Origin of the sequence: Pontivivens nitratireducens (genome assembly GCF_011290545.1) — a bacterium.
In the GTDB taxonomy this organism is placed as follows: Bacteria; Pseudomonadota; Alphaproteobacteria; order Rhodobacterales; family Rhodobacteraceae; genus Pontivivens; species Pontivivens nitratireducens.
Map to the genome: position 1 here is coordinate 576,808 of NZ_CP049811.1, position 24,498 is coordinate 601,305.

Consider the following 24,498-nt stretch of genomic DNA (forward strand, 5'->3'; position numbering starts at 1 on the left):
AACGCCCCGTTAGTTTGCAAAAATCACCGGGATGTAGGCGATCATAAGATAGACGACGATCAGCACGGCCAGGTAGGGCACGACCGCCCGCGCAATCCGCTCAACCGGTTGATCCGTCGTGGACGAGGCGACGAACAGGTTGATTGCGACGGGGGGCGTCACCATCCCGATCGCCAGACCCACCACAATGATAATGCCGAAATGCACAGTCCCGATGCCCAGCTGCGCTGCAAGCGGCAGCAGCATCGGTGTCAGGATGATCAACGCACTCGCCGTTTCCAGAAACACGCCTGTAATCAGGATCAGGGCCATAACCACCAGCAGCAGCAGGAACACATTGTCGGTGAGAGACAGGGCAAGCGCGGCAATCGCGTTGGGCACCTGCCAGCTTGCCAATGTCCAGCTCAACACAGAGGAGGCGGCGATGACGAAGAGTATGACAGCCGTCGTAACGCCCGCCCGCAGGATGATCCGATATAGCCCGCGCAGGGTCAGATCCCGGTAAATGAACAGCGAAACGAGGATCGCGTAGTTCACGGCAACCACGGCCGCCTCGCTTGGCGTGAATACGCCTGAGAAGATCCCGCCAAGGATGATCAGGGGCGCCATCAGGCCCCAGCTGGCCGCGAAAAAGGTGCGAACGATGGTTTTCAGGGAAAGGCTGGTGCCGCGTGGATAGGCCCGCCTGTAGCCTTGGATCACGGCCACGATCATCAGGCCAAGACCCATTGCGACACCGGGGATGAAACCGGCCAGAAAGAGGCTCTTGACCGATTCCTGCGCGATCACCGCGTAGATGATCATGGGCACCGAAGGCGGGATCACCACGCCGATGGTTCCGGCAGCGGCGATCAGCGATGCAGCGGATGCCGGGTCATAGCCCTTGCGCTTCAGTTCGGGGACGAGGCTCGCACCGACCGCTGCGGTGGTCGCGGCGCCCGAACCGGAAATAGCGGCAAAAAACACCCCTGCCAGCACCGAGACGACAGAAAGCCCACCCTTGATAAAACCAAGCAGGCTGTCAGCGAAGGCGATCAGGCGCTTGGAAATCTCACCCTGAGCGAGGATATCGCCGGCCAGAACGAACATCGGCACCGCGACCAGCGCAAAGCTGTTGATGCCTGCGAACATCTGTTGTGGCACAACCATCAGGGGCACATCGCCCAGATTGAGCGCGGCCATGGTCGAGGCGCCGATCACGATCGCAACCGGCAATCCCATCAGAAGGAACAGAACGAAGAGCAGGACGAGGACAAGGCTCATTCAACAACATCCCGCATTCGATCCCGTATCGTCGTGTCGCCGGTCAATAATCGGACCAGGTCGATACACGACATCGCCGCCATCAATCCGCTCGCCACCGGCATCACGAGGTAGATGTTGTTCATCGGAATCCGCAGCGAGGGAGACCGCTGAAAGCTCTGAAGGTCCATATACCGCCAGCCGATCCAGGTCAGGGTGGCGAGAAAGGCAATCGAAACCAGAATCCCCGCGCCGATTACAATTCGGCGCAGGTTGGCGGGCAGGCTGTCGCGCGCCAATTGCACCGCGATGTGCCTGCCCTGTTGAAACGCCAGGGTGGCCCCAAGGAAGGTAATCCAGATCAACAGGAAACGTGCGACCTCCTCGGTCCATGTGACCGAGGTGAAGAACACACGCGATACGATCTGAAGCGATATGACGAATGTCAGCGCGACCATGCCCGCGACCACAACCGGCCCCAGCACCGCACCGACAATCCGATCCACCCACCCGAGCACCTTGAGCATGTTATCTGAGCGCTTCCTGAATGCGGGGCAGGTAATCGCCGAACCGCTCACCATATTTCACGTAGACCGGGGCGACAGCCTCGGAGAAGGCCGACAGATCCGCGTCGTCGATCACGTTCATACCGGAGGCGCGCAGCTCTTCGAGTTGCTGGCTCTCCTGCTCAGCGTTGAGCTCGCGTTCGTACTCGGCTGCTTCCTGAGCGGACTGAAGAACGATCTCCTGCGCTTCTTCGGAAAGGTTGTTCCAGACAGGAAGGCTCATCACGAAGATCGCCGGGGCGTAGGAGTGCCGCGTCATGGTCATGTTCGTCTGCGTTTCGTTCAACTGGAACGAGTGCACGACGTTAACCGGATTTTCCTGACCGTCAATTGTGCCCTGCTGCATAGCCGTCAACGCTTCGGTCCAGGCCATCGGAATTGCGTCGGCGCCCAGCTCACGGAACGTGTCGATATAGACCGGATTTTCCATAACCCGCACCTTGAGGCCCTGCACATCGGCGGGCGAGTTGATGGGACGTTCGGAGTTGGTCAGATTGCGAAAACCACGTTCCGCATAGGCCAGACCCTTCAGGTTCACCTCGGAAAGACGATCCAGAAGCTCCTGCCCGATGGGCCCGTCCAGAACCTCGTAGGCTTTCTCGGCCGAGGGGAACAGGAACGGCATTTCGAACACCGCCATATCCTCAAGGAAGTTCGAGACCGGGCCATTCGTGATCACGCCCATGTCAACCGTGCCGATCTGCATCCCTTCGAGCAATGTGCGCTCGTCACCCAGCGTGGCGTTCGGAAACACCTCGACGCTGATCTTGCCGTCCGACCGTTCCGCGACAAGCTCCTGAAACCGCGTGGCCGCCGCGTGAAAGCCATCGTTTTCGTTCACGACATGCGCAAGACGCAGGTTCGTTTCCTCGATCTCTGCGAAGGCGGGCTGGCTGATGGCGATTGAGGCCACGCAACCGAGCAGCACCGCGAACTTTCCAGTGATTTTCATGATATCCTCCCTAATATGCCTTGAGGTGAGAGACTTGTCGGGCATGTGCCGTCCCATTCCGGCATCCGAAAATGGCAAGTTGCGCCGCACCCAGGTGCCTCACGCCCCACGCCGATCAGGTGCCGACCCCACCCGCTCCGTTCGAGCAGGCGTTCTGCTTATCATTCCTTGGATTCGTTTAACATACCGCTCTGGACATGTGCGTGACGTTTCGGGCGCGCTGGCCCTATCGCCCTCGCGCGGGCGACAGACCTTGTGCCGCCGGGCTTTTCTTTGACCAAGGCAACCGCGAGAGACAGGGCCGCGCGCCGTTCTGGACAAGCTTCACAGCAGCGGTATCGTGAACCGTACAGGCCATTTGGAACCGAAGGAGGCGAGGATGCAGGATGACGATACCGGCGGTTCGGCCCCCTGTATGGCGCATCTTCTGATCGGGGGAAAACCGGTTGATCCGGGCACGATGCGCGATGTCGCCCGCTTTCGCAAAGCCGAACGCACCCGTCTGATGCAGTCACGGCGCGCCGTGAGCAGCCCGGATCGTGAAGCCCTCACGCGCGATTTGCGCGCCGCGCTTGATACGATCGTGACGCCGCATCCGGGTATGAGGATCGCCGCCTACTGGCCCATTCGGGGCGAACCCGATCTGCGCGACTGGATGGTGGCGGCGCATGAGGCAGGTGCGACGGTTTTGCTTCCCGTCGTGATCGCGAAGGACGCGCCGCTGGTATTCCGCGCCTGGTCGCCGGGCTGCGCGATGACACGTGGGATCTGGGATATTCCGGTGCCTGCTCACGGGGTGGAGGCGGTGCCGGATGTCGTAATCTCTCCCCTGTTGGGGGTGGACGGGGGATGCTTCAGGCTGGGCAATGGCGGCGGCTATTACGACCGGACGCTGTGCGACCTCCACCCCGCGCCGAGGGTGATCGGCGTCGGGTTTGCGGATTGCGTGATCCCCACGATCTTTCCGATGCCGTGGGACATTCCCATGGACAGTGTCGTACTGTCCGATGGGTCTGTGCGCCACAGGGCCTGAACCGATACATCCACATCGGATACTTCCCGCCGCACCCGCGCCGTTCATCCCAGTCAGACGATTCACGGATGAGGTCGCGCCGATCAGCGGCGCGATGAACCGTCTGCTAATCTGACTTTCGCCCCTTAATCCTTGTAACCGCCCAGATCGCAAACGATCCGCCATTCCTCATCCGTGACGGGTTGCACGGACAGGCGGGAATTGTTCACGAGGATCATGCCGGACAGCCGCGGATCGTCCTTGCAATCTTGAAGCGTGACGGGCCGCGGGAAGGGGGCGATCGCCTTGATGTCCACGCATTCCCACCGGTCGTCGTCGGCCTTGCTGTCGGGATGTGCCTCGGCGATGACCTCGACCACGCCGACGACGCGCTTCTCATCTATCGAGTGGTAGAAGAAGCCCCGGTCGCCGATCTTCATGGCGCGCATGTTGTTGCGCGCCTGATAGTTGCGCACACCGTCCCATTCCTCACCTTCGTCGCCCTTGGCGACCTGATCTTCCCAGCCCCATGTGTTCGGCTCGGATTTGAACAGCCAATATGCCATGTCAGCCTCCAATGACCCGCTTCCACGGGTGAATATCGACCGAGGCGAACAGACCCGCGCGGGCATAGGGATCGGCATCGGCCCATGCATGCGCCGCGTCCATGTCCGCGACGTCCAGAATCACCAGGGAACCGGCCATATCGCCCTGCGCGTCGAGCAGAGGGCCTGCCTGTGCCACCACCCCTGTCTGGGCGATATAGGCGAGGTGCGCATCGCGGTTGGCCTTGCGCGTTTCCAGCGCGCCGGGTTTGTCATGGGCAAAGATCGCATAGAACATGGTGTTTCCTCTCAGGCTTTCGCACCTTTCTTGCCGGAACCGAGCATCGGTACGGCGGTTTTGTCGAGCGGCCAGCGCGGGCGGGCCGTCAGGGTGTCCTCGGTCAGGCCGGCGTCAAACCTCTCCCACCCGGCCCAGGCGATCATGGCGCCATTATCCGTGCACAGTTTCAAGGGCGGCGCGGTGAAGGTAAAGCCCGCCTCATCCGCCGCACGCTGCAATCCGGCGCGGATCGTGGCATTGGCCGCGACACCGCCCGCGACAGCGATGGTGCTGGCACCGTGCAGTTCGGTGAAGGCCGCCAGCGCGCGCGCGGTCTTTCTGGCCAGCACGTCCGCCACGGCCTGCTGGAAACTGGCGCACAGCTCGGCACGGTCCTGACGAGTGATACCGCCCTTTTCCTCGACGATCATGTCGCGGGCGCGGCGCAGAGCGGTTTTGAGTCCTGAAAAGCTCATGTCACAACCCGGCCGGTCCAACAGCGGCCGGGGGAAGGCGAAGCGGCGCGGATCGCCGTTGGCGGCCTCTGCCTCCACCAACGGGCCGCCGGGCTGCGGCAGGCCCAGCAGCTTGGCTGTCTTGTCGAATGCCTCCCCAGGTGCATCGTCGATGGTGCTGCCCATGCGGGTGAAATCGTCGGGGCCGGTCACGGCGAGGAACTGGCAATGCCCGCCCGAGACCAGCAACATCAGATAGGGAAACGGCACCCCGTCCGTCAGGCGCGGTGTCAGGGCATGCCCGGCCAGGTGATTGACACCGATCAGCGGTTTTCCCGCTCCGGCGGCCAGCCCCTTGGCGAACATCACGCCCGACAATACACCGCCGATCAGGCCGGGGCCGGCGGTGACGGCAATCAAGTCGATGTCGGAAAGCATCACGCCCGCCTCGGCCAGAGCTGCCTCGGCCACGATGTCGAGCCGTTCGGCATGGGCGCGGGCGGCAATCTCCGGCACGATGCCGCCGAAATCGGCATGCAGATCGGTTTGCGAGAACACCCTATTGGACAGGATCACGCGATCCGCGCCGACGACGGCGGCCGCCGTGTCGTCACAACTCGATTCTATGCCAAGGATCAGGGTCATGGGCGTTGCCTAACGGCTGGCGCGCGGGGCGTCCATTTCGGATTCGCCGCGACATGCCCGCCGGAGGTTCCGACCTTTGTGGTCTGATGCCTCCGGCGGGGATATGTGAGGAAAGTGAACGGATCAGATGCCGCCCATGCACATGTACTTGATCTCCAGATATTCCTCGATGCCGTATTTCGACCCCTCGCGGCCGAGGCCGGATTGCTTGACGCCACCGAAGGGCGCGACCTCAGTCGAGATCAGTCCGGTGTTCAGGCCGACGATGCCGTATTCCAGCGCCTCACCCACACGCCAGACCCGGCCGATGTCGCGGGTGTAGTAATAGGCGGCGAGGCCAAAGACCGTGTCGTTGGCCAGGGCGATGCCCTCCTCCTCCGTCTCGAACTTGAACAGGGGGGCCACCGGGCCGAAGGTTTCCTCACCCGCGATCTGCATGTCCTGCGACATGCCGGTGACGACGGTGGGGGTGAAGAAGGTGCCGCCCTTGTCGCTTTTCGTGCCGCCCTCGATGATTGTCGCGCCCTTGGACACGGCGTCGTCCAGGTGGGTCTGCACCTTTTTGACCGCATCGGTCGAGATCAGGGGGCCGATATCCGTGCCCTCCTGCATGCCGTCACCGACCTTCATCGCCGCGACCCGTTCGGCCAGCTTGCGCGAGAATTCGTCATAGACGCCCGACTGCACGTAGATGCGGTTCGCGCAGACGCAGGTCTGGCCGGCATTGCGGAACTTGCAGATCATCGCGCCTTCGATCGCGGCGTCGATATCGGCGTCGTTGAATACGAGGAACGGGGCGTTGCCGCCCAGCTCAAGGCTCATCTTCTTGATGGTGCCGGCGCATTGTTCCATCAGGATCGAGCCGACGCGGGTCGAGCCGGTGAAGGTAATCTTGCGCACCTTGTCGTTCTCGCACAGCTCCTTGCCGATGGCGGAGCTGTCGGACCCGGTGACGACGTTAAACACCCCCTTGGGAAAGCCTGCCTGTTCGGCCAGCTCAGCCAGGGCCAGCGCGGTCAGAGGGGTCAGTTCGGCGGGCCGGGCGACAACCGTGCACCCTGCGGCCAGACCGGGGGCCAGCTTGCGCGTGATCATCGCCAGCGGGAAGTTCCACGGCGTGATCGAGCCGACGACGCCCACGGGCTGCTTAATGACCACGATACGCTTGTCCGCCTGATGCGGCGGGATGGTGTCGCCGTAGATGCGCTTCGCCTCCTCAGCGAACCACTGGATAAAGGACGCGCCGTAAGCGACCTCACCGCGCGCTTCCTTGAGCGGTTTGCCCATCTCGGCGGTGATGATCCTGGCCAGATCCTCCTGATTTTCCATGATCAGGCGATACCATTCCATCAGGATCGAGTAGCGTTCCGAGGCGAGTTTCGCGGCCCAGTCGGCCTGTGCGGCATCCGCGGCGTCGATGGCGCGGGCGACCTCGGTCCGGCCCAGATCAGCAACCTGCGCGATCACGCTGTCATCCACCGGGTTGGTTACGTCGAAGGTGGCACCGCCATCCGCGTCGGTCCACGCCCCGTCGATATAGGATTTCGTGACGAACAGTTTCGAGTTGTCGAGTTTCATGGTGCCCTCCCGGCGGTCGGTTTCATTCGTTCAAAAGTCGCAGGTGATGCCCTTCTTCTCCCAATCACCGAAGCGGATCGGCTCGGGCCCGTCGCGGCCGCCCAGTTCCTCGGGCAGATCCAGCGGCGGTGTGGCCCGCTTGCGGTCCTCGGCCTCGGCCAGGGCGCGGGTCGCGGCGGCGCGCAGGCGGGCGGTCTTTTCGGGATCGTCGGTCATTCCTACATCTCCTATCGGGGCCTACATCTCCTATCGGGAGGTGCCTATACTGCATATGTTCCACCGAGTTTCGGACGCAAGGGGTCACGGCGATGAACTATTTCAAGACGGGTCTGCTGCTGGCGGGGTTGACCGCCCTGTTCATGGGTGTGGGCTATCTGATCGGCGGGCAGTTGGGGATGCTGATCGCGCTGGGTTTCGCCGTCGCCACCAATGCGTTCGCATGGTGGAATTCCGACAAGGCGATGCTGAGGATGCATGGCGCGCAGCCTGTGACCCGCGCCTCGATCCCCGAAGTGTTCCAGATGGTGCAGGAGCTGTCGCGCAACGCCGATCTGCCGATGCCCAAGATCTATCTGATCAACGAGGCGCAGCCGAATGCCTTTGCCACCGGGCGCAATCCGGAAAACGCGGCGGTGGCGGTCACGGCGGGTCTGTTGCGCAGCCTGTCCCCGGATGAGGTGCGCGGCGTCATCGCGCATGAGCTGGCGCATATCAAGAACCACGACACGTTGATCATGACCATCGCGGCCACCATCGGGGGGGCGATCTCGATGCTGGCGCAGTTCGGGCTGTTCTTTGGCGGTGGCAACCGTGAGCGTGGGGCGTTGAGCGGGATCGGCATGATCGCGGCGGTGCTGCTGGCGCCCCTGGCCGCGATGATGATCCAGATGCTGATCAGCCGCACGCGGGAATATTCCGCCGACCGGATGGGGGCGGAAATCGCCCGTGATCCCATGGGGCTGGCCAATGCTCTGCGCAAGATCGCGGGCGGCGCGCAGGTCCGTGAAATGACCAGTGCCGAGAGCAATCCCGCAACCGCGCACATGTTTATCGTGAACCCTCTGACTGGACGCGGGACCGACAATCTGTTTTCGACGCACCCAGATGTGAACAACCGGATCGAGGCATTGATGAAGATGGCAGGCTCCCCCCAGATGAGCGGACCGCAGGTGCGGACCAGCTCCGTTCCCAACATTCGGCGCAACCGGTGAGCGCGCCGGGCCTTCCCGCGCGGCTGGCGGCGGCGGAATTGTTGATCGGGGTGCTGTCCGACGGCATCATGCTGGGCGATCTGGTGGACCGTTTGCCCGACGACCTGCCCCCACCGGCGCGGGCGCGGGCGCAGAGCCTCGCCGCGATGGTGCTGCGCAATCTGGAGCCGATCGACACCGTTTTGGAACAGTTCCTAACGCGTAAGCCCCCCGCCCGCGCCATGCAGGCTCTGCGCATCGCGGCGGCGGAAATGCTGATCGATGAGGTCGCCCCCCACGCCGCCGTGGACGCCGCCGTGCGCGCCGCCCGCAACGATCCGAAGACCGCGCGGCTCAGCGGTCTGGTCAATGCGGTCGCGCGCAATATCAGCCGCGAGGGGTTCGACATCTGGGCGCAGATGGACCCGCAGCGCCTGCCAAACTGGCTGCGCACGCCGCTGGTCCGCGCTTACGGTGAGGATACGGTGGACGCGATGGAGCGGGTTCACGCAGGCGGTGCGCCGCTGGACCTGACCCTGCGTGGCGATCTGCCCGAGGGGTTGGAGGGGGAGATGGCCCCGACCGGCACCCTGCGCCGGTATCGCCCCGGTCAGGTCAGCGCCCTGCCCGGTTATGACGAAGGCGCGTTCTGGGTGCAGGACGCCGCCGCCGCCCTGCCCGCCCGCGTTCTGGATGCGAAACCGGGCGAACGGGTGCTGGACCTTTGCGCCGCACCGGGGGGCAAGACCTTGCAACTGGCCGCCGCCGGTGCGGATGTCGTGGCATTGGATATCTCCTCGAAGCGGTTGGAGCGGGTGCGCCAGAACCTCGACCGGACCCGGCTGAAGGCCGAGATCGTGCGCGCGGATGCGCTGAAGTGGACACCCGACGCACCGTTCGACGCGATCCTGCTGGACGCGCCCTGTACCGCCACCGGCACCCTGCGGCGGCACCCCGACCTGCCCTTCGTCAAGACGGGTGAGGAAAACAAGTCGCTGGTGCAGTTGCAGCGTGAGCTGCTCGAACGCTCCGCCCAGTGGGTCAAGCCGGGGGGGCGTCTGGTGTTTTGCACCTGCTCGCTGCTGCCATCCGAGGGGGAGGTGCCGGTCGCCCGCTTCCTGGAAACCCGTCCCGACTGGACGCTGGACCCGATCGACGCCGAGGCCCTGGGCGGCGATGCCGAATGGTGCGTGGACGGCGCACTGCGCCTGCGCCCCGATTTCTGGGCTGAACAGGGCGGTATGGACGGCTTCTATATCGCGCGCCTGCGCAAGAAGGCATGACATCCCCCTCACCCTGTGGATAAAGTCGCGAAAAGCGAGAGTTCCCGACCGGCATGGCCAAATCAAACTTCAGCAGCCGCGCGCGCAGCGCCGACAACCGTATTCAGGCGTGGCGCTCCGCGCTGGGGGGCAAGGTCACGGCGATCACGACCCAACCCGAACCCCGCGCCATCGGCACGGTGGCCCGGGCGCGGCAACTGCAATCGGGAAACTTCCTGTTCAACGGTGAGTTGGTGGAGGCTCCGCACACCTCGATCTGGGATATCGAGCAACCCTCCGATGCGTTCACCTTCGCCCTGCACGGGTTCGAGTGGCTGGACGATCTGGCCGCGGCGGGCGATCCGGCGGCGCGCAGTCTGGCGCAGGACTGGCTGTGGCAATGGATTGATCGCTACGGCGCGGCGCGCGGGCCGGGCTGGTATCCCGATCTGGCCGGGCGGCGCCTGATCCGCTGGATCAGCCACGCGCCCTTCGTTCTGAAGGGGCGTGAAAGCCGGGTGTCCCACAAGTTCTTCAAGAGCCTCGGCCGGCAGACCAACTATCTGGCCCACGCCTGGCCCGACGCGGCGCAGGGCTTGCCCCGGGTGGAGGCGCTGACCGGTCTGCTCTATGCCGCGCTGTCGCTGGAGGGAGCCGAAGGGTTGCTGAAGGGCGCACGCCGCGGTCTGGCCAAATCCTGCGAGGCGCTGGGTGAGGATGGCGCGGTGCGCAGTCGCAACCCCGAGGAATTGCTCAAGCTGTTTACCCTGTTGGTCTGGGCGGATCACGCCCAGCGCGATGCGGGGCAGCCCACCGATGCGGCGCAGCAGAACGCCATCGCCCTGATCGCACCGACCCTGCGCGGATTGCAGCTGGGCGACGGGGCGCTGGCCCGCTTCAACGGTGGCGGGCGTGGCGGGGAGGGTCAGCTCGATCAGGCGCTGGCCGACAGCGGCAACCGCTCCGCCACCCGTGGCAAGACGATGATGGGATATACCCGCCTGTCCGCGGGACGCACCACTGTCATCATGGATGCCGCCGCCCCGCCCGAGGGGGATGCCGGTCTGCGGGCACATGCGGGAACCCTCGCCTTCGAAATGTCGGCGGGCCGGCGCCCGGTGATCGTGAACCAGGGGGCGGGCGATGCGTTCGGGGCGGACTGGCGGCATCATGCCCGCGAAACCCACGCCCATTCCACGGTTGAGGTCGCGGGTGCCTCCATGGCGCGGTTCGTGCCGATGCGCGTCTTTGGCCGACCCGATACCGAAGCGTTGGTCGATGGGCCGAAACAGGTGGCACTGGAACGGGCGGTGGATGCCAGCGGGCATTGGGCGCTGGCCAGCCATGACGGCTACACCGCCAGCCATGGCCTGTTCCACGAACGCCGCCTGTTCATGACCCCCGACGGGGCCGAACTGCGCGGCGAGGATACGTTGAGCGCCCAATCCAGCAGGGGACAGGCCCGGTTCGCCCGGATGCGCGAATCCGGTGTGGTCACATGGTGCGCCCGGTTTCATCTGCATCCTGAGGTCGAGGCCTCACTGGATCTGGGGGGTGATGCCGTCAGCCTGTCCCTACGCTCGGGCGAGGTCTGGATCTTTCGCCAGTCGGGTGGAGATCTGGCGCTGGAACCTTCGACATATCTGGATCAGCGGCGTTTGAACCCGCGCCTGACGCAACAAATCGTGGTCTCCGTCGCCGCGATGGATTATGCGAGCCGCATCAATTGGGTTGTGGGCCGCGCGGGGGACCGCAGGCACGCCGTCCGCGATTACGAGACCGACCAATAAGAGGCTGCTTTTCATGACCACAGATCTCGCCCCGATCCGGCGCGCATTGCTCTCCGTTTCCGACAAGACCGGGCTTCTGGGCCTTGGCCAGGCCCTCGCCGCGATGGGGGTCGAGCTGGTATCGACCGGAGGCACGGCGGCGGCGCTGCGCGATGCAGGGCTGGCGGTGCGGGACGTATCGGAACTGACCTCCTTTCCCGAAATGATGGACGGTCGGGTCAAGACGCTGCACCCCGGTGTGCATGGTGGCCTGCTGGCCCAACGCGCCAACCCCGCGCATGTCGCCGCGATGGAGCAGCACGACATCGCCGCAATCGACCTGCTGGTCGTCAACCTCTACCCGTTCGAGGCGACGGTGGCGGCAGGCGGCGACTATGACACCTGCATCGAGAATATCGACATCGGCGGCCCCGCGATGATCCGCGCAGCGGCCAAGAACCACGGCGACGTGACCGTGATCGTCGACAGTGAGACCTATGAGGATCTGGTCGCGGAGCTGGAGGCAAACGGCGGCGCGACCTCACGCGCGTTCCGTCAGGCGATGGCGGCGCGGGCCTATGCGCGCACCGCCTCCTACGATACGGCTGTATCGGCGTGGATGGCCGACGCAATCGGTGATGCCGTGCCGGAACGGCGCAGCACCGGCGGCACCTTGCGCCAAACCTTGCGCTACGGCGAAAACCCGCACCAGTCCGCGGCGTTCTACGTCACCGGCGATCCCCGCCCCGGCGTGGCCAGCGCACGACAGCTTCAGGGCAAGGAGCTGAGCTACAACAACATCAACGATACCGATGCCGCGGTGGAGCTGGTGGCCGAGTTCGACGCCGACAGGCCCACCGTCGCGATCATCAAGCACGCCAATCCCTGCGGCGTCGCGACCGGCGATACCATGGCCGAGGCTTACGCGCGCGCCTACGATTGCGACCGCACCTCCGCCTTCGGCGGCATCGTCGCGCTGAACCAGCCGCTGGACGGCCCCACGGCGGAGGCGATCAGCAACATCTTCACCGAGGTCGTCATTGCACCGGGCGCGGATGACGACGCCCGGCGCATCTTCGCCGCGAAAAAGAACCTTCGCCTGCTTCTGACCGACGGTCTGCCCGATCCCGCCATGGCAGGCCGCACCTGGAAACAGGTCGCCGGCGGCTGGTTGGTGCAGGACCGTGACAATGGCCGACTGGACATGAACGACCTGAAGGTCGTCACCAAGCGCCAGCCATCGCAGGCGGAGCTAGCCGACATGCTGTTCGCGTGGCGGGTGGCAAAGCACGTGAAATCCAACGCCATCGTCTATGCCAGGGAAGGCGCGACCGTCGGCGTCGGCGCGGGGCAGATGAGCCGCGTGGATTCCTCGCGCATCGCCGCGCGCAAGAGCATCGATATGGCCGAGGCACTGGGTCTGTCCGCCCCGTTGACGCAGGGATCCGTCGTGGCCTCCGACGCGTTCTTCCCCTTCGCGGACGGCCTGCTTGCCGCGGCCGAGGCCGGGGCCACCTCTGTCATTCAACCGGGCGGGTCGATGCGGGACGAGGAAGTCATCGCCGCCGCGGACGAGGCGGGCCTGTCGATGGTGTTCACCGGAATGCGCCACTTCCGCCACTAGCACCGCGACCCGGCACCCGGGTCACCACAATATCCCTGCCGGGGACTTCCGGCGGGGCAATCGCTTGAAAACATCGCACGTGGCACGCATCCTGTGCCCTCAACAGTTTCCGGAGCCCTCATGCCGCTGATGCGTATCGTGCTGTCCGCCCTTGTGGCCTTTGGCCTCGACCGTTTGTCGAAGGTCTGGATCGTCGAATGGGCGAACCTGAAGGAACGGCACTATATCGAGGTGTTCGATCCCTATCTGAACTTCGCCATGGGCTGGAACAAGGGGGTCAATTTCGGCCTGTTCGCCGGACATGAGGAATGGACCCGCTGGGGCCTGACGGTGCTGGCCCTCGTGGTCTGCGTATGGATCGTCTGGTGGGCGCGTGCGCAGCGTGGTCTGTGGCTTCACCTTGGGGCAGGATTGGTGGTCGGGGGGGCGCTCGGCAATGTCTGGGACCGGGTGCAATACGGTGCCGTGGCGGATTACCTGAACATGAGTTGCTGTGGCTTTCGCAATCCATATACCTTTAACGTGGCAGATATCTTCATCTTCGCCGGGGCGGCCATGCTCATCGTGTTGAGCGGCCGCACGAAAGACGACGCGTGACGCAGCCACCCGAATTGCGTATGGGAGAGACCATGAAGACGACATTTCCTTCCGCCCCGATCCGGGCCATCGCCACCGGGCTCGCGCTCGGCGCGATTTTCACGCTCAGCGCCTGCGGCGATGATCTGGATGAACAGCGCAGTCTGCTGGAACGTGTTCAGGTCGAGCAGGGCGGACCCGATCCGTTTCTGGTGGTCGAACGTGGTCCGCTGGACATTCCGGATCAGCTTGGCTCCCTGCCTGCGCCGCGCCCCGGTGCGCCCAGCCGGGTCGATCCGCAGCCTGACGCCCTGGTCGCAGCAGCGCTGGGTGGCGGAACGCGTGCAGCGGGCGGTGCTCAGGGCAGTGGGGAGCGGCAGCTTCTGGCCAGTCTGGGCGCGACGGATACGCCTGCGGATATCCGCACCCTGATCGAGCAGGACCATCAGCGCACCCTCGAAGGCAAGGATCCGGGTATTCTGACACGCGCCTTCTCGAATATCGGCAATCCCTATCGCGATCAGCAGCTTGATCCGATTGTCGAACTGGTGCGCCTGCGTCGGACATATCCCGATGTGGTAACGCCGAACGCCCCGTTGAGCACACCTCAGTAACGACACCCCGCTTGCTCGTACGGCTAAGCACGCTACGCTGATACGCAGATGATTCAGCGGAGCGTGCACATTGACCCTGACTTCCCGGCTCATAGGCCTGATAGGCCTGTTGTTGTCCTTGATCCCATCCACAGCGTGGTCGCAGGTCGAAACCCACCGGTTGGACAATGGGCTGGAGATCGTGGTGATTCCCGATCACCGCGCCCCTGTCGTGACGAACATGGTGTGGTATCGCATCGGATCGGCGGATGAACCGCCCGGAAAATCCGGAATTGCGCATTATCTCGAACATTTGATGTTCAAGGGAACCGACGAGATTCCCGAAGGGCAGTTCAGTCAGATCGTGTCCGCCAATGGTGGACAGGACAACGCCTTCACCTCCTATGACTACACCGGATATTACCAGCGGATTGCCGCGGACCGGTTGCCACTGGTCATGCGGATGGAGGCGGATCGCATGACGGATCTGATTATCTCGGAGGCCGTCTGGGTGCCCGAACGGGACGTGATTCTGGAGGAACGGCGCAGCCGGGTCGCATCCAACCCCTCCGCCATCATGGCCGAACAACGCGATGCGGCCCTGTACCTAAACCACCCCTACGGCACGCCCATCATCGGGTGGGAACATGAGATGTCCACCCTGACCCGTCAGGACGCGCTGGATTTCTATGCCCGCTACTACGCCCCGAACAACGCCATCCTGATCGTCGCCGGCGACGTGACTTTGCAGGAGGTGGTGCCCCTGGCGGAGGAATATTTCGGTGACCTGCCCCCGTCGGACGCGATACCCGAGCGTATTCGCCCCCAGGAACCTGTGGCGGTGGCCCCGCGCAGGCTGGTTTATGCCGATCCGCGTGTGCAGCAACCCTATGTCATCCGCAGCTATCTGGCGCCTGAGCGGAATGCCGGGGCGCAGCAGGATGCCGCCGCTCTGACGATTCTGGCTGAACTTCTGGGCGGGGGGCCGACCTCGGTGCTTTATCGCGCACTGGTGGTGGATGCGGGTATCGCGGTGTCCGCCGGGGCGTTTTATAGTGGCACCAGTCTGGACCAGACCAGCTTCGGTCTGTACGCGGTGCCCGCGGATGGCGTCGATCTGAAACAGGCCGAGGCGGCGCTGGATGCCGCGATGGCCGATTTCATGCAGACCGGCCCGGATGCGGCGCATCTCGACCGCATCAAGGTACAGGTCCGCGCCTCCGAGATCTTCGCCCGCGACAGTCAGGAGGGGTTGGCCCGTGCCTATGGCGCTGCGCTGACCTCCGGTCTGACGGTCGAGGATGTCGATGCCTGGCCCGCTGTGCTGGATACCGTCACGGCGGAGGATATCATGCGTGTGGCGCAACAGGTGCTGGACCTGCGCCAATCCGTCACCGCACAGTTGCGCGGAACCCCCGAACCGGAGGCTGTCCAATGATACGCTATGCTCTTGCCGCTCTTTTGGCGCTGATCCACCAGAGCGCCGCCGCGCAGACGGAAATCGAGCAGGTCGTAACCCCGGCTGGCATCACTTTCTGGTTATCACAGGAACCCTCGATCCCCATCGTCAGCATGAAGATCCTGTTTCGCGGTGGCACCGCACTGGACCCTGACGACAGGCCTGGCGCGGCCACCATGATGACCGGGCTGCTCAACGAGGGGGCGGGGGATATGGATGCGCTCGCCTATGCCGCCGCCAGTGAGGAAGTCGCCGCGCGTATCGGTTTCGACGTGGGGCGCGACACGCTGTCCGTATCGGCCACCATGCTGCGCGAGGTGCGGGCCGAAGTCGTGGATCTGGTGCGCATTGCCCTGCACGAACCGCGATTCGATGACGACGCGGTGGAACGTGTTCGGGGGCAGATGATGTCCATCATCCGCTCGAACCAGAGCGATCCGGGCGAACTTGCCAGTCACACCCTGTTCGCACACGCCTTCCCCGATCACCCCTATAGCCGACCGACCGATGGCACGCCCGAGAGTATTGCCGCGATGAGCGTGGCGGATCTGCGCCGCATCCACCGCGCCGCCATTGCGCGCGACCGGGCCTTCATCGCCATCGTCGGTGACGTGACCAGCGATGAGGCCTCGGAAATGGTGGACCGGGTGATGGTCGGGCTGCCCACATCCGACACGGCCCTGCCCCAATATGCGGCCGATCAGCTTCGCGGCGGCGTGCACACGATCGACCTGCCGGGTGGGCAAAGCCGCGCTTTGTTCGGTCATGCCGGGATTGAGCGCGACGACCCGGATTTCATGGCGGCCTATGTGATGAACCACATTCTGGGCGGCGGGGGGTTCACCTCCCGATTGACGGAGGAGGTGCGTGAGAAACGCGGCCTGACCTACGGCATTTCGACCTTTCTGACGTCACTGGATCATGGCCCGCTTTACCTCGGCTCGGTCGCCTCAGCGAACGAAACGATTGCGGAGGCATTGGAACTGGTCCGCATCGAATGGGCCCGGATGGCACGCGAAGGTGTGAGCGAGGAAGAGCTGGAGCAGGCGAAACGCTTCCTGACCGGCGCCTATCCTCTGCGTTTCGATACCAATGCCAAGATCGCGGATATCCTCGCCGGTGTGCAGGAGGCGGAGCTGGGCATCGACTACACCCACGAACGGAACGCGATGATCGAGGCGATCACCGTCGAGGATATCGCCCGCGTCGCGGAGCGTTTGCTGCAACCGGAACACCTGACCTTCATCGTGGTGGGCCAGCCGCAAGGGCTCGACACCGTATCCGACCCTGCGCAGCAGGATGCGCTTCTAAGATAAAAACGCATAGGCACCATCCCGATCCGGCGGACCTCGATCAGGGGCGGTTTTGCCCTGTGAGAGATTCCGCGCGTAGCGCCCGTCCTTCACGAGTTCGCCAATCTCCCATCATCCGCGATTTCCATCCCGGCGGGCTCTGTGCGGAACGTGGTTGTACACGGTTCCGTGATCAGAACGCGCTCACGACGCCCTTTTCCTTCGTAACGAAAAATCTACCTAGTACAAGGTAGGCAAATTATCACGGGTTATGCCCGGAAAGGACTCATTTCATGGAACTGAACGCTGATTTTTCCGAACGTGTGCTTGTCCACTCCGACGAGGTGGAGTGGCAGGCTTCCCCCATGCCCGGCGTTGACCGACGGATGCTGGATCGCATCGGCGGCGAAGTTGCCCGCGCCACGACCATCGTGCGCTATGCACCCGACAGTCAGTTTTCCGCGCATACCCATTCGGGCGGCGAGGAGTTCATCGTGCTGGACGGTGTTTTTCAGGACGAACACGGTGACTTCCCAGCCGGAACCTATGTGCGCAATCCGCCCACGACCAGCCATACCCCAGGGTCTGAGCAGGGTTGCACGATCTTCGTCAAGCTGTGGCAATTCGACATGGATGACCGCAACCAGTTCCGCAAGGACATGGCGGCAGAACTGGGCGATGCGCAGGACGGCGTGGCCGTGGCGGAACTGCACAGCGACCCACGTGAGACTGTCAGATATGCGCATCTGGATGCCGGTGCACATTGGCACGTGTCCGACGCCGGCGGGATCGAACTGTTGATGATCGACGGCACGATGATTCAAGGCGGTGAAGAGTTGCGCAAGGGATCGTGGCTGCGCCTGCCGGAGGGGGACCCTCTCAAGGTTGAGGCCGGTCCCGATGGGGCGAAGGTCTGGATGAAAACAGGCCACCTGCCCTTCGCCACGCCGCCTGCGGCATAACGGAAACTGATCCGGCTTGGTGCAATCGATTTATCGGCAATCAGCCGATCCAAAAAGCGATCTGGGCGTCAGGGGTGAACCTGCACCGGACAAAGAAGGACTCTGGATGGAAACCGACATTTTGATCGTGGGCGCTGGCCTTAGCGGGCTGGCGCTTGCCCGGATGCTCGAAGCTGAGGGTCAGAAGTACCTACTGGTAGAGGCCCGGGATCGGACCGGCGGCCGGATTTCCACTGTCGAGGTTGCGGGCGCGCGGTTCGACATGGGGCCGGCATGGTTCTGGCCGGGGCAACCCCGCATGGCAGCGCTGGTTCAGGAACTCGGCCTGGAGCGGTTCGATCAGTATTTCGAGGGTGATCTGAGCTATGAGGACGAGTCCGGTCAGGTCCAGCGCGGACGCGGCTATGCCTCCATGCAGGGGTCGTACCGGCTGCGCGGTGGTCTGACCTCACTGACCGATGCCCTTGCCGTACAGCTTCCTGAACCCCGTCTGCGATTGAACAGCCAGCTGACGCGCCTGACCGATACGGGCGACAAAATCGTGGCGCAGTTTGCAACGGGCGATCCGGTGTCGGCCAAACGCGTTGTTCTCGCACTTCCGCCGCGCATTGCGGCCGAAATCGCGATGGTGCCGCCGCTTCCCGATACAGCTGTGACCGCGATGTCATCCTGCGCGACATGGATGGCCGGTCAGGCAAAGGCCGTCGCCGTCTATGAAACCGCGTTCTGGAGGCATGAGGGGTATTCCGGCGATGCGATGAGCCGTCGCGGCCCGATGGTCGAAATACACGACGCATCGCCCCGCGATGGTGGCGCATATGCACTGTTCGGCTTCATAGGGATTCCCAGTGCGCACCGTCGGAACGCGTCACAGCTGAACGCTGCGGTTCTGGCACAGCTCGGGCGCATCTTCGGACCGAAAGCCGCCGATCCGATCGCCCTGCACATCAAGGATTGGGCGTTCGACCCCCACACCGCGACCATAGCCGATCAACAGCCACCCATGGCCCATCCTCACTACGGATTACCCTCTGCGATGAAGGGTCTCTGGAACGATCGCCTGATCCTGAGCGGAACGGAGACCGGCCATCGGTTCGGTGGCTATCTCGAAGGTGCCCTGGAAGCGGCGGAAATTTCACTAAGCAGGTTGAAGGAAAGTTGAAGAATGACCGACAGACCATCCGCCTCAAAGGATCGCAGGGCTGAGCTGCTCGATTCCGCCGAACATGCCGCGCGCAGCCGGGGGTTTGACGGATTCAGCTACGCCGATCTGGCAAGGGACGTGGGTATCCGCACGGCCAGCATCCACTATCACTTCCCCAGCAAGGCGGACCTTTCGGCGGCTTTGATGCAGCGATATCACGAGAATTTCGAAGAGATATGCGCGCAAATAGATGCCAGCCACGCAACAGGCAGTGCCCGCATGATCGCCCTGATCGACCGCTACCGACAGGCACATGGCGCGGGCGAACGCGTTTGCCTGTGCGTTGCCTTCTCGATCAGCCGTGAACATCTGTCGGCTGATGTCATAGACCGGATCGCGGGCTTTCGCCGGATGATGCGCACATGGATCGCGGCGACATATGCGTTGGGTCAATCGGACGGCACCATCGCCAGCGTCACCGATCCGGAGGCGGAGGCACCGGCCACTCTCGCCGTTCTGGAAGGTGCGCAGCTTTGCGCGCGGGCGGAGAACAACCCCGCCAGATTTGATGAGGCTGTCGCGGTGCTTACCGGCAGGATGAGGCAGCAACGCGATCTTACCATCCGTCAAAACGGTTGAAGACCCGGGCAATGGGCACAGTTTTATAGGGATGGGGCCGCCAGATCCGCCGTCTTCTGCATTATGACACAATTCAATTTCGGAGAAACACATGACACATCCCAAGGATGATCCAAACACCACCACGGATGCCGGCATCCGTGTCCAAAGCGATGAACACTCGCTTACGATCGGACCGGATGGCCCGATTGTCCTGCACGATCACTACCTTCTGGAGCAAATGGCGAACTTCAACCGGGAACGCATTCCCGAGCGTCAGCCGCACGCGAAGGGCAGCGGCGGTTTCGGAACGTTTGAGACCACGCAGGACGTCTCCCGCTATACCAAGGCCAAGATTTTCCAACTCGGCGCGAAATGCGATGTGGCGATGCGCTTCTCGACCGTAGCAGGTGAGCGTGGCAGCCCGGACACCTGGCGCGACCCGCGCGGCTTCTCGGTCAAGATGTATACAGAAGACGGCAATTTCGACATGGTCGGAAACAACACGCCCATCTTCTTCGTGCGCGATCCGCTCAAGTTCCAGCACTTCATCCGCAGTCAGAAACGCCGTGCGGACAACAACATGCGCGATCATGACATGCAGTGGGATTTCTGGACATTGTCGCCCGAAAGCGCCCATCAGGTCACCTATCTCATGGGCGACCGGGGGATTCCGAAAACCTGGCGCGAAATGAACGGCTATTCCAGCCACACCTATTCCCTGGTGAATGCCGAGGGGGAGAAGTTCTGGGTCAAGTTCCATTTCCATACGGACCAAGGCGACGGCAACGCCTATCTCAGCCAGGAGGAGGCCGACAATCTGGCCGGGGCCGATGGGGATTTCCACCGCCGCGATCTGTTCAACGCGATTCAGGAGGGAAATCACCCCAGCTGGACGCTCAAGTGGCAGATCATGCCCTATGAGGATGCCAAGACCTATCATCTGAACCCGTTCGATCTGACCAAGGTATGGCCGCACGCGGATTATCCGCTGATCGAGGTTGGAAAGCTGACGCTGAACCGCAACCCGACCGATTTCCATACCCAGATCGAACAGCTCGCATTCGAGCCGAACAACATGGTGCCGGGTGTCGGCCTGTCGCCGGACAAGATGTTGCTGGCGCGTGGCTTTTCCTATGCCGACGCGCACCGGGCGCGGTTGGGTGTGAACTACAAGCAGATTCCGGTGAACAAGCCGCAATCCCCCGTTCACAGCTATTCCAAGGACGGGGCCGGACGCACCGAGCTTGCCTCCGATCCGGTCTATGCGCCGAATTCATATGGTGGCCCCTCGGCCCAGCCCGAACCCGGCCCCGAGGCCGGTCTGTGGCATACGGATGGTGACATGGTCCGCCAGGCCTATACCCTGCGCCAGGATGACGACGATTGGAGCCAGGCCGGAAATCTGGTCCGCAACGTGATGGACGACGCCGCGCGCGACCGTCTGGTCTCGAACATCGCCGGGCACTTGTGCGACGGAGTCAGCGAGAAGGTGCTTCAGCGCGCCTTTGAATACTGGCGGAACGTAGATCGCGAAACCGGTGACAAGGTCGAGGCCATGGTTCGTGAGAAGCTGGACGGGGCGTCCGACGCACCCGGACTTGCATCTGCCGAAAGCATCCGCGCCAGACACGCCGCTGAATAAACGCTATCGCGGCAGCGGGGCCAAATGGCTCCGCTGCTGCACTCCACGCGAATACAGGCATATCGGGGTGCAAGCAGACGTGCCGAATCGGCATGACGTTCCAGCAAAACCCGAAATCCCCCCGATCCCGGCAGCATCTGGCTCCGCGACCATTCCCCTGAATTTTACGCTCGGCCATGCAGACTCCCCGTATGGGGGTCAGGATCGTCTGTGATTCCGCCGGATCTCAAGGGCGCTGTTCGCGACGGGGTTGACTTATTCCGAACGCTCTTATTAGTTTCCTTACTAAGTAAATATATAGGAGGAAATGCAGCGTGAGAAACGGGACGGGTGAAATACTGACACGCTTGCGTGATGCCGGCCCGCTCTCACGGGCGGAGCTGGCCCGGCAGACCAGAATCTCCTCGGCGGGTGTCACCAAGATCACCGCACAGCTGCATGCCGCCGGTCTGGTCGGGGAATATGCGCTGCAAGGGCATTCGGTGGGCCGCCCGCCTGTTTCGCTGTCGCTCAATCCTGATGCCTATCGGGTGCTTGCCATCCATCTGGGGGCCGGTCAGGCGCAGGTTGCATTGTTTGACCTGATGCTGAACGGCGGTCCTGTCCGCTCCGCCGGGTTCGACCTTACCGATCCGATAGAAAGCATAATCGACGTGGCGGTCCGCCTGTCGAACGAGGTCATGCAGGAGGCAAGTTCCACGAATCTCAAGATCCTCGGCGTCGGCGTCGGTGTTCCGGGCAGCGTCGATGACACGAAGCGGATCAACATCCATTCCGTCCTTGCCGGGTGGAAGAACGTGGCATTCGCGCAGGCATTCGAGTCCTTGCTGGGACTGCCCGTGGTGATAGAGCACAACGCCACCGCCATCGCGATGGCAGAGGCGCGCTATGGCGATGGGCGTGAGGCCGAGAGCATCCTGCACCTTTTCCTGGGACAGGGTCTGGGTGCCGGGTTTGCCCAGACTGGTCCGGGCGAACGCTGTTCGCCGGTCGAAATCGGCCATGTCGCCGTCAATCCGGGCGGGCCATCATGCCGCTGCGGCGGGCACGGTTGTCTGGAGCGCTATTTCTCCGAGCAACCGTTGCGGCAGGTTGTGGGCGATACGGATATCGCACGGCCCGATCTGGTGGCCGCCGCGATGAGGACGGATGACTGGCCGACGATCTACGAATATTTGCTTCAGGCATTGTCCACCACCGTCACACTTCTTGGGCCGGAAAGGGTTGTTCTGGGGGGCGATTTGAACACCGCACCGGACGCGTTCCTGAATGATCTGCGGCGCGATCTGGCGCCGCGGGTCATGCCCCAGCAGCGCGAGCGGCTGAAGATCGGGCGCACCAGCCTGCCCGGCCCGGCAGGTGCGAGCGGCGCGGCCTGCGTGGCGCTTGAGTCCTTCTTTTACAGCGGGGGACCGGCATTTGCGCAGCCCATGTCCCAACTGGCCCCGCAGACCTGACCGGACGGAGAAACAGATGAGTGTCGTCAGCGATATAGCAGTCTCCGAACCCGGAAACAGACGGTGGGCACCCGGAAACCTGTTCTGGGCCACATTGTCGTTTGCCGGCGGGATCGGCCTGTGGTGGCTGGCAACGGTGGCCGGATTCTCGGAATTGCCGACCCCCTGGTCCGTTCTGACACGGATGATCGAACTGGGCATCGACGGGCAACTGTGGCTGGACATGTATGCCTCGCTGCGCCGGGTTCTGATCGGCTTTGCGCTGGGGTCGATCCTCGCCGTGCCGGTCGGCTTTCTGATGGGCTGGTACAACATCGCGCGCGCGCTCATCGACCCGTGGATCCAGTTCTTTCGCGTGATCCCGCCGCTGGCGATCATCCCGCTGGCCATCGTGACCATGGGGATAGATGAAACGCCCAAGATCTTCGTAATTTTCCTGGCGGCGTTTCTGTCGGCTGTCGTCTCGACCTACCAGGGGGTCATCAGCGTGGACAAGACCTATATCAACGCGGCGCGCGTGCTGGGGGCGAGCGACGGCACGATTTTCGCGCGCGTGATCATCCCCGCCTCGACCCCGTTCATTCTGGTGGGATTCCGCATCGGTCTGGGTTCGGCCTGGGCCACCGTGGTCGCGGCGGAGCTGATCGCGGCGCAGTCGGGGCTGGGATTTCGCATGCAGCAGGCGCAGCTCTACTACGACCTGCCCACCATTTTCGTCAGCCTCGTCGCCATCGGCATCCTGGGTCTGATCATGGACCGGGTCGTCGTGCGCATCGAAGAGCGGTTGACACATTGGCAGGAGAGGGTCTGACCATGGCCGAGGCAAAGATATCCTTTCGCAACGTCGCCAAGGTGTTCGGCGCGGGCGCGAATGCATTCACCGCGATCAAGAACCTGACATTCGACATCGACGACGGAGAGATCGTGACCGTTGTCGGCCCGTCCGGCTGCGGCAAGTCCACGGCGATGAACATGGTCGCCGGCCTGATTTCGCAATCCTCGGGCGAAGTTCTGGTCGATGGCAAGCCGGTGTCCCGACCGGGCCCGGACCGGGGCGTGATCTTTCAGCAATACGCCTTGTTTCCGTGGATGACAGTCCGCGAAAATGTCGAGTTCGGGCTGAAACTTCAAAAGCTGGGCAAGGTCGAGCGCCGCCAACGTGCCATGCATTACCTCGGGCTGGTCGGGCTGGCCGATTTCGCGGACTCCTATCCCAAGACCCTGTCGGGCGGCATGAAGCAGCGATGCGCCATCGCGAGGGCCTATGCGGTGAACCCCACCGTCCTGTTGATGGACGAACCCTTCGGCGCGCTGGACGCGCTGACGCGGGTGAAACTTCAAAATCAGCTGCTGGAGACGTGGTCCAAGGACAAGCGCACCGTCATGTTCATCACCCATGACGTGGATGAGGCGGTCTATATCGCCCACCGTGTCATCGTTCTGGCGGCCAATCCCGGACGTCTACAGGAAATTATCGACGTCGATCTTCCATTTCCGCGCGACGACGAGGTTCGTCTCTCGCCCGAGTTCGCAGAAATCCGCAATCGCGTGTGGCGCGCTGTCTATCACCGCGACACCGAGGCGGCCTGACCAAGATATCAACAAGCCAAAATCAACAAGGAGGAGACCCAA

At 63.2% G+C, this 24,498-nt stretch carries 24 protein-coding genes; 16 read left to right on the plus strand and 8 right to left on the minus strand.

The features are described from left to right. Positions 1–9: 9 nt before the first annotated feature. Genes G8E03_RS02785 through G8E03_RS02795 form a run of 3 tightly spaced genes read right to left on the minus strand, consistent with a single transcriptional unit; the run spans position 10 to position 2,760 of the window. Positions 10–1,263, minus strand: a complete 1,254-nt coding sequence (locus G8E03_RS02785; RefSeq protein ID WP_166188442.1) for a TRAP transporter large permease — start codon at positions 1,261–1,263, stop codon at positions 10–12. Continuing rightward, complete coding sequence (locus G8E03_RS02790; protein WP_166188444.1) at positions 1,260–1,769, minus strand: TRAP transporter small permease; 510 nt, start codon at positions 1,767–1,769, stop codon at positions 1,260–1,262. Before G8E03_RS02790 ends, G8E03_RS02785 begins: the two co-directional genes overlap by 4 nt. A 1-nt stretch (position 1,770) precedes the next feature. Further along, entirely contained in the window at positions 1,771–2,760 is a 990-nt protein-coding gene (locus G8E03_RS02795) for a TRAP transporter substrate-binding protein (protein WP_166188447.1), read from the minus strand. A gap of 379 nt (positions 2,761–3,139) precedes the next feature. Here G8E03_RS02795 and G8E03_RS02800 point away from each other — a divergent pair, with 379 nt between their 5' ends. After that, positions 3,140–3,793 carry a 5-formyltetrahydrofolate cyclo-ligase gene (locus tag G8E03_RS02800; protein WP_166188449.1) on the plus strand — a complete coding sequence of 218 codons (654 nt, stop codon included), beginning with the start codon at positions 3,140–3,142 and terminating at the stop codon, positions 3,791–3,793. A 125-nt stretch (positions 3,794–3,918) separates the two neighbouring features. Here the strand turns inward: G8E03_RS02800 and G8E03_RS02805 are convergent, their stop codons facing one another. The 5 genes from G8E03_RS02805 to G8E03_RS02825 all read right to left on the minus strand — a co-directional run bounded on the left by G8E03_RS02805 (position 3,919) and on the right by G8E03_RS02825 (position 7,491). Next, a complete protein-coding gene (locus G8E03_RS02805) occupies positions 3,919–4,338 on the minus strand; it encodes an EVE domain-containing protein (protein WP_166188460.1) in 420 nt (139 codons plus the stop codon). 1 nt (position 4,339) lies between these two features. Beyond that, positions 4,340–4,615 (minus strand): YciI family protein, encoded by a 276-nt coding sequence (locus G8E03_RS02810; RefSeq protein ID WP_166188463.1) that lies wholly within the window; start codon positions 4,613–4,615, stop codon positions 4,340–4,342. Between the two features lie 11 nt (positions 4,616–4,626). Then, positions 4,627–5,697 carry a tRNA (adenosine(37)-N6)-threonylcarbamoyltransferase complex transferase subunit TsaD gene (gene tsaD / locus G8E03_RS02815; RefSeq protein ID WP_166188466.1) on the minus strand — a complete coding sequence of 357 codons (1,071 nt, stop codon included), beginning with the start codon at positions 5,695–5,697 and terminating at the stop codon, positions 4,627–4,629. A gap of 123 nt (positions 5,698–5,820) precedes the next feature. After that, positions 5,821–7,275 (minus strand): NAD-dependent succinate-semialdehyde dehydrogenase, encoded by a 1,455-nt coding sequence (locus G8E03_RS02820; protein WP_166188468.1) that lies wholly within the window; start codon positions 7,273–7,275, stop codon positions 5,821–5,823. A gap of 30 nt (positions 7,276–7,305) precedes the next feature. Beyond that, the gene (locus tag G8E03_RS02825) at positions 7,306–7,491 is read right to left on the minus strand and encodes a DUF1674 domain-containing protein (RefSeq protein WP_166188470.1); all 186 of its coding nucleotides are present in this window, start codon (positions 7,489–7,491) and stop codon (positions 7,306–7,308) included. A gap of 92 nt (positions 7,492–7,583) precedes the next feature. On the opposite strand from G8E03_RS02825, the gene htpX reads away from it, so the two are divergent. The 15 genes from htpX (at position 7,584) to G8E03_RS02900 (ending at position 24,456) form a co-directional block, all read left to right on the plus strand. Then, a complete protein-coding gene (gene htpX, locus G8E03_RS02830) occupies positions 7,584–8,486 on the plus strand; it encodes a zinc metalloprotease HtpX (protein WP_166188472.1) in 903 nt (300 codons plus the stop codon). Next, positions 8,483–9,748, plus strand: coding sequence for an RsmB/NOP family class I SAM-dependent RNA methyltransferase (locus tag G8E03_RS02835; RefSeq protein WP_166188474.1), 1,266 nt, complete (start codon positions 8,483–8,485; stop codon positions 9,746–9,748). The genes htpX and G8E03_RS02835 overlap by 4 nt, the downstream gene beginning before the upstream one ends. A 53-nt stretch (positions 9,749–9,801) precedes the next feature. After that, a complete protein-coding gene (locus G8E03_RS02840) occupies positions 9,802–11,517 on the plus strand; it encodes a heparinase II/III family protein (RefSeq protein WP_166188476.1) in 1,716 nt (571 codons plus the stop codon). A 13-nt stretch (positions 11,518–11,530) separates the two neighbouring features. Then, complete coding sequence (purH, locus tag G8E03_RS02845) at positions 11,531–13,120, plus strand: bifunctional phosphoribosylaminoimidazolecarboxamide formyltransferase/IMP cyclohydrolase (RefSeq protein ID WP_166188479.1); 1,590 nt, start codon at positions 11,531–11,533, stop codon at positions 13,118–13,120. Between the two features lie 120 nt (positions 13,121–13,240). Beyond that, on the plus strand, positions 13,241–13,717 hold the full coding sequence (gene lspA / locus G8E03_RS02850) for a signal peptidase II (RefSeq protein ID WP_347340508.1): 477 nt from the start codon (positions 13,241–13,243) through the stop codon (positions 13,715–13,717). Positions 13,718–13,749: 32 nt separating this feature from the next. Then, entirely contained in the window at positions 13,750–14,310 is a 561-nt protein-coding gene (locus tag G8E03_RS02855; RefSeq protein ID WP_166188481.1) for a DUF3035 domain-containing protein, read from the plus strand. Between the two features lie 118 nt (positions 14,311–14,428). Further along, complete coding sequence (locus G8E03_RS02860) at positions 14,429–15,727, plus strand: M16 family metallopeptidase (RefSeq protein WP_240910403.1); 1,299 nt, start codon at positions 14,429–14,431, stop codon at positions 15,725–15,727. Beyond that, the gene (locus G8E03_RS02865; protein WP_166188483.1) at positions 15,724–17,064 is read left to right on the plus strand and encodes a M16 family metallopeptidase; all 1,341 of its coding nucleotides are present in this window, start codon (positions 15,724–15,726) and stop codon (positions 17,062–17,064) included. Before G8E03_RS02860 ends, G8E03_RS02865 begins: the two co-directional genes overlap by 4 nt. Positions 17,065–17,333: 269 nt before the next feature. Next, on the plus strand, positions 17,334–18,002 hold the full coding sequence (locus G8E03_RS02870; protein WP_166188485.1) for a cupin domain-containing protein: 669 nt from the start codon (positions 17,334–17,336) through the stop codon (positions 18,000–18,002). 106 nt (positions 18,003–18,108) lie between these two features. After that, positions 18,109–19,164, plus strand: coding sequence for a flavin monoamine oxidase family protein (locus G8E03_RS02875; protein ID WP_166188487.1), 1,056 nt, complete (start codon positions 18,109–18,111; stop codon positions 19,162–19,164). A gap of 3 nt (positions 19,165–19,167) precedes the next feature. Then, on the plus strand, positions 19,168–19,785 hold the full coding sequence (locus G8E03_RS02880) for a TetR/AcrR family transcriptional regulator (protein WP_166188489.1): 618 nt from the start codon (positions 19,168–19,170) through the stop codon (positions 19,783–19,785). A 91-nt stretch (positions 19,786–19,876) separates the two neighbouring features. Beyond that, complete coding sequence (locus G8E03_RS02885; protein ID WP_166188492.1) at positions 19,877–21,409, plus strand: catalase; 1,533 nt, start codon at positions 19,877–19,879, stop codon at positions 21,407–21,409. A 314-nt stretch (positions 21,410–21,723) separates the two neighbouring features. After that, positions 21,724–22,866 carry an ROK family transcriptional regulator gene (locus G8E03_RS02890; RefSeq protein ID WP_166188494.1) on the plus strand — a complete coding sequence of 381 codons (1,143 nt, stop codon included), beginning with the start codon at positions 21,724–21,726 and terminating at the stop codon, positions 22,864–22,866. A gap of 16 nt (positions 22,867–22,882) precedes the next feature. Further along, positions 22,883–23,677 (plus strand): ABC transporter permease, encoded by a 795-nt coding sequence (locus tag G8E03_RS02895; protein ID WP_166188496.1) that lies wholly within the window; start codon positions 22,883–22,885, stop codon positions 23,675–23,677. Between the two features lie 2 nt (positions 23,678–23,679). Next, the gene (locus tag G8E03_RS02900; RefSeq protein WP_166188498.1) at positions 23,680–24,456 is read left to right on the plus strand and encodes an ABC transporter ATP-binding protein; all 777 of its coding nucleotides are present in this window, start codon (positions 23,680–23,682) and stop codon (positions 24,454–24,456) included. Positions 24,457–24,498: the final 42 nt, after the last annotated feature.

What these genes read in the sequence shown, in the direction of transcription:
- G8E03_RS02785 (WP_166188442.1), bottom strand. Translation starts at nt 1,263, where the DNA reads ATGAGCCTTGTCCTCGTCCTGCTCTTCGTTCTGTTCCTTCTGATGGGA.
- G8E03_RS02790 (WP_166188444.1), bottom strand. Translation starts at nt 1,769, where the DNA reads ATGCTCAAGGTGCTCGGGTGGGTGGATCGGATTGTCGGTGCGGTGCTG.
- G8E03_RS02795 (WP_166188447.1), bottom strand. Translation starts at nt 2,760, where the DNA reads ATGAAAATCACTGGAAAGTTCGCGGTGCTGCTCGGTTGCGTGGCCTCA.
- G8E03_RS02800 (WP_166188449.1), top strand. Translation starts at nt 3,140, where the DNA reads ATGCAGGATGACGATACCGGCGGTTCGGCCCCCTGTATGGCGCATCTT.
- G8E03_RS02805 (WP_166188460.1), bottom strand. Translation starts at nt 4,338, where the DNA reads ATGGCATATTGGCTGTTCAAATCCGAGCCGAACACATGGGGCTGGGAA.
- G8E03_RS02810 (WP_166188463.1), bottom strand. Translation starts at nt 4,615, where the DNA reads ATGTTCTATGCGATCTTTGCCCATGACAAACCCGGCGCGCTGGAAACG.
- tsaD (WP_166188466.1), bottom strand. Translation starts at nt 5,697, where the DNA reads ATGACCCTGATCCTTGGCATAGAATCGAGTTGTGACGACACGGCGGCC.
- G8E03_RS02820 (WP_166188468.1), bottom strand. Translation starts at nt 7,275, where the DNA reads ATGAAACTCGACAACTCGAAACTGTTCGTCACGAAATCCTATATCGAC.
- G8E03_RS02825 (WP_166188470.1), bottom strand. Translation starts at nt 7,491, where the DNA reads ATGACCGACGATCCCGAAAAGACCGCCCGCCTGCGCGCCGCCGCGACC.
- htpX (WP_166188472.1), top strand. Translation starts at nt 7,584, where the DNA reads ATGAACTATTTCAAGACGGGTCTGCTGCTGGCGGGGTTGACCGCCCTG.
- G8E03_RS02840 (WP_166188476.1), top strand. Translation starts at nt 9,802, where the DNA reads ATGGCCAAATCAAACTTCAGCAGCCGCGCGCGCAGCGCCGACAACCGT.
- purH (WP_166188479.1), top strand. Translation starts at nt 11,531, where the DNA reads ATGACCACAGATCTCGCCCCGATCCGGCGCGCATTGCTCTCCGTTTCC.
- lspA (WP_347340508.1), top strand. Translation starts at nt 13,241, where the DNA reads ATGCCGCTGATGCGTATCGTGCTGTCCGCCCTTGTGGCCTTTGGCCTC.
- G8E03_RS02855 (WP_166188481.1), top strand. Translation starts at nt 13,750, where the DNA reads ATGAAGACGACATTTCCTTCCGCCCCGATCCGGGCCATCGCCACCGGG.
- G8E03_RS02865 (WP_166188483.1), top strand. Translation starts at nt 15,724, where the DNA reads ATGATACGCTATGCTCTTGCCGCTCTTTTGGCGCTGATCCACCAGAGC.
- G8E03_RS02870 (WP_166188485.1), top strand. Translation starts at nt 17,334, where the DNA reads ATGGAACTGAACGCTGATTTTTCCGAACGTGTGCTTGTCCACTCCGAC.
- G8E03_RS02875 (WP_166188487.1), top strand. Translation starts at nt 18,109, where the DNA reads ATGGAAACCGACATTTTGATCGTGGGCGCTGGCCTTAGCGGGCTGGCG.
- G8E03_RS02880 (WP_166188489.1), top strand. Translation starts at nt 19,168, where the DNA reads ATGACCGACAGACCATCCGCCTCAAAGGATCGCAGGGCTGAGCTGCTC.
- G8E03_RS02885 (WP_166188492.1), top strand. Translation starts at nt 19,877, where the DNA reads ATGACACATCCCAAGGATGATCCAAACACCACCACGGATGCCGGCATC.
- G8E03_RS02895 (WP_166188496.1), top strand. Translation starts at nt 22,883, where the DNA reads ATGAGTGTCGTCAGCGATATAGCAGTCTCCGAACCCGGAAACAGACGG.
- G8E03_RS02900 (WP_166188498.1), top strand. Translation starts at nt 23,680, where the DNA reads ATGGCCGAGGCAAAGATATCCTTTCGCAACGTCGCCAAGGTGTTCGGC.